Source organism: Spirochaetota bacterium, from assembly GCA_034190085.1.
Lineage (GTDB): Bacteria > Spirochaetota > UBA4802 > UBA4802 > JAFGDQ01 > JAXHTS01.
Window position 1 is genome coordinate 46476 of sequence record JAXHTS010000073.1, and the last position, 14022, is coordinate 60497.

The following is a 14022-nucleotide window of genomic DNA, read 5'->3' on the forward strand; positions in this document are numbered from 1 at the left end:
AATTCATGGTATCTTGGTTAAAATATTTCTACGACAAATGGATCATCTGTTACTAATGTGATGAATCTATTAAAATGCTGATTCCATTGACGAGAGGGGTGGATTATATTCAATTTCATGTAAATATAAGCCATAGGATGGAGCTGTGATGCCACTTGATGCTCTATCCCTTTGGGCAAGTATATTAATTATATGTTTCGGTTCCATTTTATTTTTAAACATCTCAATGACTGTTCCTACTATTATCCTTATCATGTTATGTAGAAATGCATTCCCCCGTATTTGAATAATCAATAGATCCCCCATCCTCGAAAGCTTAATATCTTCAATTCTCCTTCTGGTATTAATATCAGATGATCTTTTTTTACAAAAAGATGCAAAATCCTTTTCTCCAATTAATAAATATAATGCCTCACGAAGAAAATCAATATCAAGTTTATAATTTACCCACATTGCCCTGTAATTCATAAAGGGATTTCTCTGATAGTGATTGTATATCAGATATATATACTCTCTGGATTGAACGCTAAACCTTGCATGAAAATCCTGTGGGACAGCATATGCGTTCTTTATTGAAATATCCCAATCCAGAACACCGTTCAACCCGATACAAAGCCTTTTTATATCAATCCTCTTCTCTATATCAAAATGAGCTACTTGACCTAAGGAATGTACTCCTGTGTCAGTTCTTCCTGAGGCAACTATACGAGTTCTCTCTTTAGTAATTATCTCTATTGCTCTTTCGATCTCATCCTGTACAGTCCGTCCTGCTTTTTGGGACTGCCACCCATTAAACATTGTCCCATCGTACTGAATCAATAATGCTATTCTAATCTTTCTCTCTCTCCCATTTCCTGATACCATTGATCTAACATCTCATTTATTTTTGTATATAGATCTCTTATCATATCTACTAGAGGTCCTGGTTTTGACTTTGATGTCTTTCCGCTTCCAAAAAGTTTACTCAAATATCTCTTTGTCACCTCAAAATTATTGATCCTCCTCTCTAGTAATGGTTCTTTTGAGCCAATTTTCACAGTAAGGATTGCACACATATACAGCAAGCCATTATATCCCCAATTTTTATCATAATCAGGCCCTAAATTTCCCACACCATCCATAAGCTCACCACCGGTTTGAACAAGCTTTAATGCCTGATGATAAAATCCATAGGCCTTCCAATAGAAAAAATCTGATATCTTTTTATAAGTAGGATTATTAATCTCGTTGAAGAGATCATCAAAGAGCCATGCAGCCCTGATTGAGGAAATTGCCTTTTTAAATGTAGGCGCAACCTTCCTATCCCTATATGTATAACAATCAACAGATAATAAAAATGAGGCCGCCCCTGATGTTAAATTTCTATTATTCTCAAAGCTCATCCCTCCAAAAAACTTTTTAATAGAATCAATCCTTGACTGTGTAGAAGTCCTTATTTTTTCAATTTCTTCAATTGTGATTTCATTAAAATCCATTGGATATGATGCATACAGACACTTAGGGCAAATAACCACCAAATAAGCCAATGGATACACCTTCCCAAATTTTTCATTTCTTTCGAATTTTCTCCTTAACTCATCAGTCAGATCACCAGCTATTAATCTACCTCCACCTGTCAACATCTCCTCTCGATAGAATTCATAAGAGCATACCGGACATAGTGTGGGATTCTTTTGCCTGAAGGATATCTTCTTTTGGGCCATCTTATCGCGATTCATTCCTTGTCAATCAGATAATTAATATAAATTCATTATACTAACGTTTATAATACAATCGATAATTCAATATGATAAACTGTTTCATTTAATACATCTTAAATCATATTATATAGATTTATATTAATCAATTACCTTTTAATATCTTATCTTAAATATATCTTGCATAAACTATGCTTATATAGAAAAAATACATCAGTAGATTAAGAAAAAATTAAAACAAGACGATATTAAAATATAAATGTATCATTATAATTTTTTCTTTATAATATAAAATTATTGTTTCCCCAGTTATATTTGGAAGAGAAATACTATATTACAACAAAATACAAATTCTATTAAGCTAATGAATAAAATACTATTATACATATCTATTCCATTTATAATAATTAGTACTAATACTGATATATATTCCATATCCGCTTCCCTAAAATCACAACAAAATTATTCGATATTGCTGAATCACTTAAGAACAATGCGAATAGTAGTAGAAAATTTTGGGAATGATGAACAAAAAAAAGGATACGAAGAGATTAAAAAGCTTTTTCAAGATGCCACAGAGGAATACTATGGTCAAAATTTCGATTTAGCAACTAAAAAATTTTATAATGTATATGAAGAATTATGCAATATAATGAAAAAATTTGCTTCGATTTATTTGAAACGAGCAGAGGAGATTCTAGATTCAACCGCTAAAGAATCTTTTGACATCCTTATCAAATATGGTACCAACAGTGGCTTTGCTAACTATTTTAAGAGGCCCTATGATCCAATTGAAGGAATTAAAGCATACGAGGAAAAAGAATATCACCTATTCCATGATCGAGAAACAATAGAGAGATATCTAAACAACGGCTACAAGAAACTAGGAAAAGCAAAAAAAAATTATTATGATCCTAACATAGAATTACTCAATAAGAAAAAAAAGAAGACAACACAGAACTTGAACTACATCATTGATAGATATGCCAACACTATCACATTTTGCAAATTAACCAAATTATATGGAATAGAAATATATAAAATCATTAATATGAACCAAATTGGTGAGATTATATTAAAATACGACCTCCGAACTAAACACATAGACCCTATATTTGATGATAGAATTCCACAAGAGTATAAGAGGGATGCAAATGACAACCTCAATTTAATCCATTCAGTCGAAAAGAAAAGACTTTTGAAGAAGACTACAATTAATCAATTACCCCCCCCATAGGTATAAAGCGGGTTAGTATCATAATCCTTTCTCAATGAAGATGTATTAATTTGACGTCATCTGTAAAGTGATAGCAGGGAAGGCGAATGAGAAGCAATAATAGGAATTGATCGGGGTTTATTCCCAAATTATTTTTTGTTCTTATCCTTTTTATCCTTCTCTTTTTTATCTTGAAGCGCGTCAGAGTCCTTTATAGACTTTTTCTCAATAAGTTCAACAAGGGCCATTTCAGCAGCATCGCCTGACCTTCTTCCCAGGAGTAATAATCTGGTATAACCCCCATTCCTATTCATATATCTATGTGCAATATCATCAAACAGTTTGGCAACGACATCCCTGTTTCGAATAACACGCATAACAACCCTTTTATTATGAAGTCTTTCTCCAACCTGTCCTTCTTGCAAGAATAGATTCCTCTTGGCTCTGGTTATCAAACGTTCTGAAATCTTCTTTAATTCCTTGCCCTTCTGTTTTGTGGTTATTATTCTCTCGTTTATAAAAAAAGATGTAACCATATTGCTATACATGGCCTTTCTGTGAGAATGGGTTCTGCCTAATTGTTTTACGCTATTCTTGTGCCTCATTGTTTTCTCCCTTATTCCTTCAATCCGAGGCTTAAATGTAATATTTCCAACTTTTCCTTTACTTCTTTAAGTGTATTATCACTAAAATATTTTGATTTCCTTAATTCCTCTTCTGTTTTACGAACCAGTTGTTCTAATACTATTATATCCAGACTATTCATCATATTAAATGCTCTTACGGATATCCCAAGTTCCTCTACAGGCTTTAACAACAGACCTTTCATCCTTTCGTAATCTTCTTCAACAACCTCACCATCTTCCTCTATCTCTTCTTCAAAATTGATAAATATGGTCATATGATCCTTAATAATCTTGGCTGCTTGAGACAGGGCATCATCTGGTGATATGGATCCGTCAGTCCATATCTCAAGTATCAATTTATCATAATCAGTTCTCTGTCCTACCCTAGTGTCTTCCACTCTTATATTTACCCTTTTTATGGGTGTAAATATTGTATCAATGGGTATAACACCAATAACATCTGAACTACCCTTACTCAACTCTGCAGGCACATACCCACGTCCATTTTCGACCTGTACCTCAATATCAATTTTCCCTGATTCATTTAAGGTAGCAATAACGATATCCTTATTCATCACCTCAATCTCAGAGTCAACATCAAAATCAGCTCCTACTAGAGTACTAGGTCCTTCCTTTATTACGTGTAAGACCTTAGGTATTTCACCATGATATTTCAGCCTAAGCTGTTTCAAGTTTAGAATTATTCTCGTAACATCCTCATATACACCATCTATAGCATAAAACTCATGTGGAACGCCTTCGATCTTTATTGCTGATATTGCAGCCCCTTCTATAGATGACAGGAGGACCCTTCTAATCGAATTACCAATAGTTAATCCATATCCCTTCTCAAATGGTTCAGCAATAAATTTTCCGTAATTCGACTCTAATTCCTCATGTTCAAATATGATCCTGGATGGCCTTTTGAAACCCTTCAAAAGATTCTTATGAGCCATTCCTACCTCCATAATATTAAATCAAACTGGATGACATATAATTACTTTCTTATTATTGTTTCTTATTAATATCTCAATTGGTATGAGAAGGGGTAGTCTAATACAATAAATTCATTTATTACAAATTTATTTAATGGGGACCCCTCTTATTGAGAAGTTATTATACAAAAAGTATATTTATTTTGAATATAATTCAACTACCAATCGTTCATTAAAATCGATCTCCACATCCTGCCTGGTGGGCAACCTTACTACTGTGCCCTTTTTGTCATCAAAATTAATTTCTACCCATTCAGGAATAGAGCTAGTAGCCTTAGATAGCTTAACCGAATCCTCAAGCATTACATTATTCTTAAAATTATCCCTAATCTCTACAGTTGTCCCTTCCTTAACTCTATAGGATGGTATATCCACAATATCGCCATTCACTAATACATGTCTATGTTGGATAAATTGTCTGGCCTGTCCTCTGGATGAGGCAAAACCCATTCGATAAATAACATTATCCAATCTTCTCTCAAGAAGTGAGAGCATATTCTCACCTGTTGCTCCTTTCATCCTTGTGGCGTCTTCAAAGTTTCTTTTAAACTGTCTCTCTAACATACCATAGCTTATTTTGACTTTTTGCTTAGCTCGAAGCTGCATCCCATAGTCAGAAAATTTAGTTCTCCTTTTCCGTGGTGGCCCAGGAGGATATTTCTTTCTCTTTAATGCACACTTATCCGAAAGGCACCGTTGCCCCTTCAGCATCAAAGGCATCATCTCTCTTCTACATAATTTACATGACGGTCCAACATACTTTGCCATCGATTATTCCTTGTATAAATTATACCCTTCTACGCTTTGGCGGCCTACAACCATTATGTGGTATTCTGGTTACATCCTTAATTTTTGTAATATTCAGGCCAGAATGAGCAAGAGATCTTATAGCTGCCTCCCTGCCAATTCCAGGCCCCTTCACCATTACCTCGACTATTCGCAATCCAGCGATATCCATAGCCTTTTGTGCAGCCACCTTAGCTGCCATCTGTGCGGCAAAAGGAGTAGATTTTCTTGAGCCTTTGAATCCTTCACCACCTGCGGATGCCCAACTAATAACATCACCGTTCATATCAGTAATTGTTATTATAGTATTGTTATATGTAGCTCGGATAAAGGCCTTGCCTACTGGTATATTCTTTTTTTCCTTTTTTCTGGTTCTCTTCTGTTTCACGTATTTCTATTTTCCTTTGTATTATCTCTTTTTACGGCTTAAGAGGGGTTTTTTATTCCCCTTAGATGTTCTTGCATTATTTTTTGTATTCTGACCTCTCAATGGTAATCCTCGCCTGTGTCTAATACCCCTATAACATCCGATGTCCATTAGGCGCTTGATATTCATCGTAATCTCAGTTCTCAAATCACCCTCGATCTTGTAATTCTTTTCAATGGACCTTCTTAAAGAGCTAATTTCTTCATCTGTTAAATCCTTAACCCTTCTATTTGCATCAACTCCCGTCTCATATAGGATATTTTTTGAGGTTGAAAGCCCTATTCCAAAGATACGTGTCAGGGCTATCTCTATTCTCTTATCATTTGGCAGATCTACACCCGCAATTCTTGCCATTTAAACCTTCCTCTTATTTAATATTATCCGACATTTCTCTTCTTTTGACGCTGCTTATGTCTAGGATTCTTACAGATAACACGAACTACGCCTTCACGTTTAATTATTTTACAATCATTACATATCTTCTTAACTGAAACTCTCACTTTCATATTTTCCCTCTGCCCTATGAATCCAAAAACAAATCATTAACTACAACCTATAAAATCTTATATTTCCCTAATTATTTATAACGGTATACGATTCTACCTCTTGTCAAATCATATGGTGATAATTCAACCGTCACCCTATCCCCGGATAAAATCCTGATATAATGCATCCTCATCTTACCGGATATATGAGCTAATACTACTGGTCCATCATTGTCAAGCTTAACTCTAAACATTGCATTAGGCAACAGCTCAACCACTACGCCTTCAACCTCAATGGGTTCTTCCTTAGCCATAATACTATTTATTCAATTAAATCTCTTTCCCTTTGTTAATATTTTCGCTCTTCCTTCTATAACAGCGATAGTATGTTCAAAATGTGCAGATAATTTTCTGTCTCTAGTAACTACGGTCCATCCATCATCCTGAAGATCAACCTCATAGGTGCCAATATTTATCATTGGTTCAATGGCCAAAACCATCCCATTTATTATTCTGGGTCCCCGCCCTGATTCACCAAAATTTGGAATAGAGGGCTCTTCATGTAGCGAATTTCCAATGCCATGTCCTACATAATCTCTTACCGGAGAAAATCCATATTGCCTTACACAGGTTTCCACTGCATTGGATATATCAGAAATCCTATTACCCACTACGCACTCACGAACGCCTGCATATAATGATTCTTTTGTAGCCTTCAATAATAATTCCGCATCATGTTTTAATTTTCCCACTGCATATGTTCTTGCAGTATCTCCATAAAATCCTTTGTATTCTACGCCAATATCTATTCCTATTATATCGCCATCTTCTAGTTTAATACCCTTATCAGGAATGCCATGGACTACTTCTTGATTAATTGAGGTACAGACTACTGCTGGGTAACCCCTATATCCAAGAAATGCTGGCCTTCCTCCTGACCTATCGATAATATCTCTCGCCAATCGATCGATCTCATAAGTTGAGGTGCCAACGTCAATAATCTCTTCAATTTTATCAAGCGCCTCAGCAACAATAAGACACGCCTCTTCAATTCTCTTAACCTGCTCAAGGTTATATAAATAAATCCCCAAAACAATCCCTTTCCCATAACCTCAAATATCAACGTCTACCCCTTATCCTGCCCTTTTTGATGAAACCATCATAATGTCTTATTAACAACTGAGATTCTATCTGCTTAAGGGTATCAAGAGCCACACCAACAATGATTAATAATGATGTTCCGCCAAAGAGATAAGCCATCTCTGGAGAAACCTCCTCGGGCCATATACGTATAATAAAATCAGGCACAATGGCTATTAGCGCAAGAAAAATTGATCCTGACAGCGTTACCCGATTAAGGATCCTCATTATATAATCCGATGTCTTTTTTCCTGGTCTAATGCCAGGGATAAATCCTCCGTACTTCTTTAAATTATCAGCAATATCTACAGGATTAAATTGTATAGCTGTATAAAAATAACAAAAAAATACTATTAACACACTATAAAATATCATATAAAGGAACTGTCCTGGAGATAACCAATATTGTATCTTAGTAAAAATTGCATACTTACTTACTCCAAGCATATTACTAATTTGTGTTGGGAACAACATGACTGAAGAGGCAAAGATTATGGGAATAACACCAGCTGCGTTGACTCTTAAGGGTATAGCCTGAGACTTCATCTGCACCATCCTTCTGCCTACTACCCTCTTGCCGTATTGTACTGGTATTTTCCTAGTGCCAAGAGTCAACATTATGGAAGCAGCAATTACCAGTAGGAATATTCCTAATAGTATTATTCCTATTATGGGATCGCTTCTTGTTATGATCCTGTTCAGGGTATCCATAACAGCAGAGGGCGCCCTAACAACAATACCCGCAAATATTAATAGGGAAATACCATTCCCAATCCCCTTCTCTGTTATTAGTTCACCAAGCCACATCAATACCATTGTGCCTGTGGTAATGGCTAATACTGCAATTATAATAAATTCTACACCTGAATCCCTCGGTACTACAGATCCCTTTGGAGAGGTCATCGACTTCATCCAAAATGTCAGACCTAAAGACTGGATAGCACATAGAAATACCGTTCCATATCTTGTATATTGGTTAATCTTCTTATATCCCTCAGGCCCCTCCTTGCTCAATCGTTCAAGTGCAGGTATCACAACATTTAGTAGTTGCATAATTATAGATGCCGATATGTATGGCATTATGCCTAATGCAAAAATAGTAAATCTCTTTAAGGCACCTCCAGCGAAGAGATCAAAGAAGTCTAACAAACCTCCAGCAGCACTTTTTGAGGCTTGATCAAAATATGCTTTTAATGCCTCTACATTAATGCCAGGAATCGGGATATGACAACCTACCCGATATATGATCAAAATAAATAATGTAAAAAAGACCTTCCGTCTGAGTTCAGGAATTTTAAAAATATTTACTACAGCACTTGCCATAAAATTTGCCTTTCACTATTTCTCTGTTTGTAACATATCCTTTTTAAGGATCACTCTCCCACCTGCTCCCTCAATTTTCTCCTTGGCAGATTTTGAAAATGCATCAGCGATAACACTTATTGGCTTATCAACATGACCATCTCCTAAAACCTTTAATAGACTCTTTGCATCCTTTATTATACCAGCCTTACTCAAGAGTTCCGGATTTACTACTTCTGAATCAAGCTTCGTCAATTGCGATAAATTTACATTCTGATAATTTTTTTTAAATATATTGGTAAAACCCCTCTTGGGTACTCGTCTTTGAATTGGCATTTGACCACCCTCGAACCATGCCCTTCGCCTGCTCCCTGATCTCGACATCTGCCCCTTCTGACCCCTGCAACTTGTCTTTCCATGCCCGCTGCCAATGCCACGGCCAATTCTCTTCCTCAACTTGATCGATGACGGTCTTTTTAAATGATATTGCATATAATTTCTCTAATCACTTATATTTCTTACTTCTACTAAATGTTTTACCCTCTCAATCATACCCCTAATCACATTATTATCATCATGCTCACGCTCAGCTCCCATCTTCCTAAGCCCTAATGCGGTAAGGGTTGCTCTCTGCTTTGGTTTAGAGCCGATCTTGCTCTTTATCTGTTTTATAATAATCCTTCCAGCCATATAAGCGCTCTCTATAATCCCATTAACCTATTTACTGAAACATCCCGCAATTTTGCCACCTCTTCCAGACTCCGAAGTTGTAATAATCCCAACATTGTAGCTTTTGCTATATTCAAAGAATTACGCGATCCTTGAGATTTGGTCAAAATATCTGATATACCCACCTTTTCTACAACTGCCCTCACAGCAGAACCAGCAATGATTCCAGTACCTTGCGAAGCCGGTTTCATTATTACTCTAGCTGATTTAAACTTCCCTATTACTATATGGGGTATTGTATTCTTTTTTAGATTTATCCTATAAATATTCCTCTTTGCATTTTCAACACTCTTCCTAATTGCATCTGGCACTTCATTCGCCTTTCCAAAACCCATTCCAACATGACCATTCTCATCACCAACCACTGATAAAGCATTGAAGGAAAAGCGTCTTCCACCCTTAACAACTTTTGTCACACGATTTATGACAATAACCTTTTCAGTCAATTCTAAATCCTCATCTTCTGTTATTTTTCTTTCTATATCCATATGAGTTCACCTCTAAAATTCAAGACCATTTTCTCTCGCTGAATCAGCTAAAGCCTTTACTCTACCATGATAGAGATAACCATTCCTATCAAATACAACCCGCTTTATACCTTTATCTAAAGCCCTCTGTGCTATAATCTTTCCTAAGACCTTTGCAGCATCAATGTTTCCTCCCTTGGCTTCTGGAAATTCCTTACCAAGTGTTGATGCAGAGACAAGGGTGTGACCCTTTGAGTCATCAATTATCTGTACATAGAGATATCTATTACTCTTCGATATACATAACCTTAATCTATCTATGTTTGACCGTATCTTCTGCTTAACCCTAAGCCTTCTTCTCTGATACCTTTTTTTCTTCAACGCAATCTTAGACATTATTTTTTCCCTGCTTTACCAGCCTTCCTTCTTACATATTCTCCCCGGTATCTAATACCCTTACCCTTATAGGGTTCCGGAGGACGTAATCTCCTGATATCCGCTGCTACCTGCCCCACCTGCTGTTTGCTTACCCCCTTTACCTTTATAAGGGTTGGCTCAATAACCTCAACAGTTGTTCCGTCAGGGGGTGAAAACTGGACATTATGTGAAAAACCCAATTGAAACACTACATCTTGATTTTGCTGGGTCGCTCTATAACCTACTCCAACAATCTCCAAATCACGCTCAAATCCCTTTGATACTCCAGTAATCATATTGGCTATTAGGGATCGGGATAGTCCATGCAATGCCCGTTGATTCCTATCACTCTCACACCCTACATTTATGACCTGGAGTATTTTATCCTCAATCTTTATCTCAATCCCTTCAAAAAGATACTGGTTTTGTTTACCCAAAGGGCCCTCAACATTGATGACTCCACCATCAATCCTTATCATAACCCCATTGGGTATCTCAATCGGTTTTTTCCCAACTCTTGACATAATGATTTCTCGATATATATACCCTTAAAATTAACCCTATCCTATCTCAATTTATATCAATATAAAACTATATAACAATACAAGGAAGGGGAATAAGCTCAATATAGATCTCAACGAAGTTACTAAGAGACCTCACATAAAACCTCTCCGCCAACATTCAACTTCTTGGCTACCCTGTTTGTAACCACCCCTTTAGATGTTGACAAAATCCAAATCCCAACATTATTTATAACTGGCCTCAAATCCTGAGCTTTGATATAAACTCTACGGCCTGGTTTACTGATTCTCCTAAGAGTAATAATCACAGGCTGGCTATTTTGACCATACTTCAAATACAACCTTAAAAGCTTATGATCCTTTCCACTAATTATTTTAAAGTGTTTAATAAACCCCTCATTTTTCAAAATCCTTGCAATTGCTACCTTCATTTTTGAAGGAGGGATATCAACCTTCATATGTCCGGCCTTCACAGCATTTCTGACTCTTGTCAACATGTCTGCTACAGGATCTGATACACCACTCATAACATAATCCTTTCTTCACTCAGATAGAAAAATCTATCCATGGATAATTATACTGATCAATTTATTACTTATCTTATTTTAATATCTATAATCGAATTAAACTCCGTTCTGCCAAACAAACAAAGAAATCTTCAATGCTCTCAAAAATTACCATGATGACTTAATTACTCCCGGTATCTTGCCCTCATTTGCCAATTGACGAAAACATATTCTACATAAACCAAACCTTCGTAAATAACCTCTTGGTCTACCACAAATCTTACATCTATTGTGTTCACGAACCCTAAATTTCCTGGGTCTATTATGTTTTGCTATCATACTTATTTTTGCCATAATAATACCTCTATCCCCTAAATGGCATTTTAAACTCATTTAGAAGGGCAAGACTCTCTTCCTTAGATTTAGCTGTTGTAACTATTGTAATGTTAATTCCATGTATCTTATCAACCTTATCAAAATTGATTTCCGGAAAAATGATCTGCTCTTTAATAGAAAAATTATAATTCCCAAAACTATCAAATGACTTCGTTGAAAGACCTCTAAAATCTCTAACCCTTGGCAAGGAAACGTTTATAAGCCTATCAAGGAATTCATACATCCTATTACCCCTTACAGTCACTCTACAACCAACCTCATATCCCTCCCTGATCTTGAAATTAGATATAGGTTTCTTGGCTAAGGTCTTTACTGACTTCTGTCCGGTAATAATTGTCAGTTCATCCATAGCTGCACTTAAAGCATTGGGGTTTGCATGTGCCTCACCCAGACCAACATTAAGAACAATCTTCTCAAGTTTGGGAACCTGCATAACGGATTTATACTTTAAGCTATCAACTAATCTCTGCTTAATATTTTTCTGATATTCCTCTTTAAGTCTTGGCACCATTTCTACAATCCAAATCAATCAAAGTTATTACCGCACTTTATACAGACTCGCGTCTTTTTATTATCCGACAATTTAGTTCCAATTCGAACTCCCTTCTTACACTTTTCACAAAAAACCATAATGTTAGATATCTGAATCGGCCGCTCAAGGCTGATAATTCCTCCCTTCGGATTTTCCTGAGAAGGCCTGACATATTTCTTTTTCTTATTTACTCCCTCAACAATAACTCTCCCCGATTTTCTATCAACGTGTAGCACCTTTCCACGATTTCCCCGATCAAAACCAGTAATCACTACAACATTATCATTCTTCTTGATCTTTGTCTTATTCATATCAAATTACCTTTAACAACATTAGATTGTAACACTTTATTCCCTTCACATTACCAATCCATTTCAATAAAGTTTGTTACAAAACCTCTGGAGCAAGGGATATAATCTTTAAAAAATTTCTATCTCTCAATTCTCTCGCTACAGGCCCAAATATCCTAGAACCCTTAGGTTCACCTTTATTATCTATAATAGCCACTGCATTATCATCAAACTTTATATAGGTTCCATCATTACGTTTCACTGGCTTTTTAGTCCTAACCACAACAGCCCTCAAGACAGCTTTAGAGTGCACCTTTTTACCAGTAGAATCCTTCAATCCGTAAGCAGGCTGAGCATCCTTAACCGCGACAACAATAACATCACCAACCGTTGCATACCTTCTTCCACTATCACCCAACACCCTAATGCACTGTACGGCCTTTACACCACTATTATCCGCGACATTTAACATTGTTTGGACTTGTATCATATATACCCTACTGAACCTTTTGAGTAACTTCAATCAATCTATATCTCTTCTCTTTTGAAATTGGTCGTGTTTCTTCAATTATAACCATATCTCCAATGGAACACTCATTCCTCTCATCATGACTCAATACACGCTTGGCCCTAACCATAGATTTATTATATAAAGAGTGCATTAGCAATCTCTCTACCTCTACGACTATTGTCTTATCCATCTTATTGCTAACGACCTTTCCAGATATACGCTTTTTATTAGGCATCATCTTCCCCACTACTTTTTGACAGTTGTATTTATTCTCCCTATACAATTGTTATAGTTATGCACTAACAAACCAATTGGCTATCACCAATACTATTTACCCCTAAGTAATCTAATACCCAATTCATATTCCTTTTTTAGGGTCAATATCCTTGCTATATGCTTCTTTAGGTATCCTATTTTCTTTGGATTTTCAAGCCTGCTGGTGACACTACTAAACCTCTCCTTTCTCAACTCCTCTTTTGTCTCAGCTAAGCTCCTGTTTAGCTCTTCAATACTCAACTCTTCTAACTTGCCCTTCATCTCTATTTTCCCTAAATATTATTACCTAATCATCTCGAGATACGATCTTCGTCTTTACAGGCAATTTGAAAGAGGCTAACCTCAAGGCCGCCCTTGCCAGTTCTTCATCAACACCAGCAAGCCCAAAGAGTATTCTTCCAGGTTTTATTATGGCATACCATCCTTCAGGATTGCCCTTACCCTTCCCCATTCTTGTTTCTGCTGGTTTCTTAGTATATGGGTAATCAGGGAAAATACGTATCCAAAGCTTACCGCCCCTCTTTACCTTTCTTGAGATCGCAATTCGAGCAGCTTCAATCTGTCTATTCGATATCCTACCACACTCAAGGGATTTTAATGCAAATTCACCATAGATAATCTTTGATCCTCTATAGGCCTTACCCTTCATCCTACCACGCTGTCTCTTCCTATGTTTTGTTCTCTTTGGCATTAACATAGCAAT

The 14022-nt window shown here is 36.3% G+C and carries 25 protein-coding genes; 1 reads left to right on the top strand and 24 read right to left on the bottom strand.

Translation table 11 applies throughout. From position 1 onward, the window contains the following. Window positions 1–69 precede the first annotated feature (69 nt). Window positions 70–864: a tRNA pseudouridine(38-40) synthase TruA gene (gene truA, locus SVZ03_15020; protein ID MDY6935523.1), complete on the bottom strand. Its 795-nt coding sequence runs from the start codon at window positions 862–864 to the stop codon at window positions 70–72. After that, window positions 825–1718, bottom strand: coding sequence for a DUF2225 domain-containing protein (locus SVZ03_15025; protein ID MDY6935524.1), 894 nt, complete (start codon window positions 1716–1718; stop codon window positions 825–827). The genes truA and SVZ03_15025 overlap by 40 nt, the downstream gene beginning before the upstream one ends. 343 nt (window positions 1719–2061) lie before the next feature. Between SVZ03_15025 and SVZ03_15030 the strand changes: the two genes are divergently transcribed. Further along, window positions 2062–2934, top strand: coding sequence for a hypothetical protein (locus SVZ03_15030; GenBank protein MDY6935525.1), 873 nt, complete (start codon window positions 2062–2064; stop codon window positions 2932–2934). A gap of 128 nt (window positions 2935–3062) precedes the next feature. On the opposite strand, the gene rplQ is transcribed toward SVZ03_15030, so the two are convergent. The 22 genes from rplQ to rplP all read right to left on the bottom strand — a co-directional run bounded on the left by rplQ (window position 3063) and on the right by rplP (window position 14016). Then, window positions 3063–3518 (bottom strand): 50S ribosomal protein L17, encoded by a 456-nt coding sequence (rplQ, locus tag SVZ03_15035; GenBank protein ID MDY6935526.1) that lies wholly within the window; start codon window positions 3516–3518, stop codon window positions 3063–3065. 11 nt (window positions 3519–3529) lie between these two features. Next, window positions 3530–4495 (bottom strand): DNA-directed RNA polymerase subunit alpha, encoded by a 966-nt coding sequence (locus tag SVZ03_15040; GenBank protein ID MDY6935527.1) that lies wholly within the window; start codon window positions 4493–4495, stop codon window positions 3530–3532. A gap of 177 nt (window positions 4496–4672) precedes the next feature. Then, window positions 4673–5302 (bottom strand): 30S ribosomal protein S4, encoded by a 630-nt coding sequence (gene rpsD, locus SVZ03_15045; GenBank protein ID MDY6935528.1) that lies wholly within the window; start codon window positions 5300–5302, stop codon window positions 4673–4675. A gap of 19 nt (window positions 5303–5321) precedes the next feature. Continuing rightward, complete coding sequence (gene rpsK, locus SVZ03_15050; GenBank protein ID MDY6935529.1) at window positions 5322–5708, bottom strand: 30S ribosomal protein S11; 387 nt, start codon at window positions 5706–5708, stop codon at window positions 5322–5324. Window positions 5709–5729: 21 nt separating this feature from the next. Beyond that, window positions 5730–6101, bottom strand: a complete 372-nt coding sequence (gene rpsM, locus SVZ03_15055) for a 30S ribosomal protein S13 (protein ID MDY6935530.1) — start codon at window positions 6099–6101, stop codon at window positions 5730–5732. A gap of 23 nt (window positions 6102–6124) precedes the next feature. Continuing rightward, window positions 6125–6253 carry a 50S ribosomal protein L36 gene (gene rpmJ / locus SVZ03_15060; protein MDY6935531.1) on the bottom strand — a complete coding sequence of 43 codons (129 nt, stop codon included), beginning with the start codon at window positions 6251–6253 and terminating at the stop codon, window positions 6125–6127. Between the two features lie 71 nt (window positions 6254–6324). Continuing rightward, window positions 6325–6546 carry a translation initiation factor IF-1 gene (gene infA / locus SVZ03_15065; GenBank protein MDY6935532.1) on the bottom strand — a complete coding sequence of 74 codons (222 nt, stop codon included), beginning with the start codon at window positions 6544–6546 and terminating at the stop codon, window positions 6325–6327. A 12-nt stretch (window positions 6547–6558) separates the two neighbouring features. Further along, window positions 6559–7323: a type I methionyl aminopeptidase gene (map, locus tag SVZ03_15070; protein ID MDY6935533.1), complete on the bottom strand. Its 765-nt coding sequence runs from the start codon at window positions 7321–7323 to the stop codon at window positions 6559–6561. A gap of 28 nt (window positions 7324–7351) precedes the next feature. After that, window positions 7352–8695, bottom strand: a complete 1344-nt coding sequence (secY, locus tag SVZ03_15075) for a preprotein translocase subunit SecY (protein ID MDY6935534.1) — start codon at window positions 8693–8695, stop codon at window positions 7352–7354. Window positions 8696–8710: 15 nt separating this feature from the next. Continuing rightward, window positions 8711–9166, bottom strand: coding sequence for a 50S ribosomal protein L15 (gene rplO / locus SVZ03_15080; GenBank protein ID MDY6935535.1), 456 nt, complete (start codon window positions 9164–9166; stop codon window positions 8711–8713). Between the two features lie 9 nt (window positions 9167–9175). Next, window positions 9176–9364, bottom strand: a complete 189-nt coding sequence (gene rpmD / locus SVZ03_15085; protein MDY6935536.1) for a 50S ribosomal protein L30 — start codon at window positions 9362–9364, stop codon at window positions 9176–9178. 11 nt (window positions 9365–9375) lie between these two features. Next, window positions 9376–9891, bottom strand: a complete 516-nt coding sequence (gene rpsE / locus SVZ03_15090) for a 30S ribosomal protein S5 (GenBank protein ID MDY6935537.1) — start codon at window positions 9889–9891, stop codon at window positions 9376–9378. Between the two features lie 12 nt (window positions 9892–9903). Further along, on the bottom strand, window positions 9904–10266 hold the full coding sequence (gene rplR, locus SVZ03_15095; GenBank protein MDY6935538.1) for a 50S ribosomal protein L18: 363 nt from the start codon (window positions 10264–10266) through the stop codon (window positions 9904–9906). Further along, entirely contained in the window at window positions 10266–10811 is a 546-nt protein-coding gene (gene rplF / locus SVZ03_15100; protein ID MDY6935539.1) for a 50S ribosomal protein L6, read from the bottom strand. Before rplF ends, rplR begins: the two co-directional genes overlap by 1 nt. A 122-nt stretch (window positions 10812–10933) precedes the next feature. After that, window positions 10934–11335 carry a 30S ribosomal protein S8 gene (rpsH, locus tag SVZ03_15105; protein MDY6935540.1) on the bottom strand — a complete coding sequence of 134 codons (402 nt, stop codon included), beginning with the start codon at window positions 11333–11335 and terminating at the stop codon, window positions 10934–10936. Between the two features lie 147 nt (window positions 11336–11482). Next, a complete protein-coding gene (locus tag SVZ03_15110; GenBank protein ID MDY6935541.1) occupies window positions 11483–11668 on the bottom strand; it encodes a type Z 30S ribosomal protein S14 in 186 nt (61 codons plus the stop codon). 10 nt (window positions 11669–11678) lie between these two features. Further along, a complete protein-coding gene (rplE, locus tag SVZ03_15115) occupies window positions 11679–12221 on the bottom strand; it encodes a 50S ribosomal protein L5 (protein ID MDY6935542.1) in 543 nt (180 codons plus the stop codon). Window positions 12222–12235: 14 nt separating this feature from the next. After that, window positions 12236–12553, bottom strand: coding sequence for a 50S ribosomal protein L24 (gene rplX, locus SVZ03_15120; GenBank protein MDY6935543.1), 318 nt, complete (start codon window positions 12551–12553; stop codon window positions 12236–12238). A 76-nt stretch (window positions 12554–12629) separates the two neighbouring features. Beyond that, window positions 12630–13022 carry a 50S ribosomal protein L14 gene (rplN, locus tag SVZ03_15125; protein ID MDY6935544.1) on the bottom strand — a complete coding sequence of 131 codons (393 nt, stop codon included), beginning with the start codon at window positions 13020–13022 and terminating at the stop codon, window positions 12630–12632. 7 nt (window positions 13023–13029) lie between these two features. Continuing rightward, window positions 13030–13281, bottom strand: a complete 252-nt coding sequence (gene rpsQ / locus SVZ03_15130; protein MDY6935545.1) for a 30S ribosomal protein S17 — start codon at window positions 13279–13281, stop codon at window positions 13030–13032. An 89-nt stretch (window positions 13282–13370) separates the two neighbouring features. After that, entirely contained in the window at window positions 13371–13580 is a 210-nt protein-coding gene (gene rpmC / locus SVZ03_15135; protein ID MDY6935546.1) for a 50S ribosomal protein L29, read from the bottom strand. A gap of 25 nt (window positions 13581–13605) precedes the next feature. Further along, entirely contained in the window at window positions 13606–14016 is a 411-nt protein-coding gene (gene rplP, locus SVZ03_15140; protein MDY6935547.1) for a 50S ribosomal protein L16, read from the bottom strand. Window positions 14017–14022: the final 6 nt, after the last annotated feature.

What these genes read in the sequence shown, in the direction of transcription:
- truA (MDY6935523.1), bottom strand. Translation starts at nt 864, where the DNA reads ATGGTATCAGGAAATGGGAGAGAGAGAAAGATTAGAATAGCATTATTG.
- rplF (MDY6935539.1), bottom strand. Translation starts at nt 10,811, where the DNA reads ATGTCAAGAGTTGGGAAAAAACCGATTGAGATACCCAATGGGGTTATG.
- rplO (MDY6935535.1), bottom strand. Translation starts at nt 9,166, where the DNA reads ATGCAATATCATTTAAAAAGACCGTCATCGATCAAGTTGAGGAAGAGA.
- infA (MDY6935532.1), bottom strand. Translation starts at nt 6,546, where the DNA reads ATGGCTAAGGAAGAACCCATTGAGGTTGAAGGCGTAGTGGTTGAGCTG.
- rpsE (MDY6935537.1), bottom strand. Translation starts at nt 9,891, where the DNA reads ATGGATATAGAAAGAAAAATAACAGAAGATGAGGATTTAGAATTGACT.
- rplQ (MDY6935526.1), bottom strand. Translation starts at nt 3,518, where the DNA reads ATGAGGCACAAGAATAGCGTAAAACAATTAGGCAGAACCCATTCTCAC.
- SVZ03_15110 (MDY6935541.1), bottom strand. Translation starts at nt 11,668, where the DNA reads ATGGCAAAAATAAGTATGATAGCAAAACATAATAGACCCAGGAAATTT.
- rpsH (MDY6935540.1), bottom strand. Translation starts at nt 11,335, where the DNA reads ATGAGTGGTGTATCAGATCCTGTAGCAGACATGTTGACAAGAGTCAGA.
- SVZ03_15030 (MDY6935525.1), top strand. Translation starts at nt 2,062, where the DNA reads ATGAATAAAATACTATTATACATATCTATTCCATTTATAATAATTAGT.
- rplN (MDY6935544.1), bottom strand. Translation starts at nt 13,022, where the DNA reads ATGATACAAGTCCAAACAATGTTAAATGTCGCGGATAATAGTGGTGTA.
- secY (MDY6935534.1), bottom strand. Translation starts at nt 8,695, where the DNA reads ATGGCAAGTGCTGTAGTAAATATTTTTAAAATTCCTGAACTCAGACGG.
- rpsD (MDY6935528.1), bottom strand. Translation starts at nt 5,302, where the DNA reads ATGGCAAAGTATGTTGGACCGTCATGTAAATTATGTAGAAGAGAGATG.
- rpmD (MDY6935536.1), bottom strand. Translation starts at nt 9,364, where the DNA reads ATGGCTGGAAGGATTATTATAAAACAGATAAAGAGCAAGATCGGCTCT.
- rpsQ (MDY6935545.1), bottom strand. Translation starts at nt 13,281, where the DNA reads ATGATGCCTAATAAAAAGCGTATATCTGGAAAGGTCGTTAGCAATAAG.
- rplP (MDY6935547.1), bottom strand. Translation starts at nt 14,016, where the DNA reads ATGTTAATGCCAAAGAGAACAAAACATAGGAAGAGACAGCGTGGTAGG.
- rplX (MDY6935543.1), bottom strand. Translation starts at nt 12,553, where the DNA reads ATGAATAAGACAAAGATCAAGAAGAATGATAATGTTGTAGTGATTACT.
- rpmC (MDY6935546.1), bottom strand. Translation starts at nt 13,580, where the DNA reads ATGAAGGGCAAGTTAGAAGAGTTGAGTATTGAAGAGCTAAACAGGAGC.
- SVZ03_15040 (MDY6935527.1), bottom strand. Translation starts at nt 4,495, where the DNA reads ATGGCTCATAAGAATCTTTTGAAGGGTTTCAAAAGGCCATCCAGGATC.
- rpsM (MDY6935530.1), bottom strand. Translation starts at nt 6,101, where the DNA reads ATGGCAAGAATTGCGGGTGTAGATCTGCCAAATGATAAGAGAATAGAG.
- rplE (MDY6935542.1), bottom strand. Translation starts at nt 12,221, where the DNA reads ATGGTGCCAAGACTTAAAGAGGAATATCAGAAAAATATTAAGCAGAGA.
- rplR (MDY6935538.1), bottom strand. Translation starts at nt 10,266, where the DNA reads ATGTCTAAGATTGCGTTGAAGAAAAAAAGGTATCAGAGAAGAAGGCTT.
- rpmJ (MDY6935531.1), bottom strand. Translation starts at nt 6,253, where the DNA reads ATGAAAGTGAGAGTTTCAGTTAAGAAGATATGTAATGATTGTAAAATA.
- SVZ03_15025 (MDY6935524.1), bottom strand. Translation starts at nt 1,718, where the DNA reads ATGAATCGCGATAAGATGGCCCAAAAGAAGATATCCTTCAGGCAAAAG.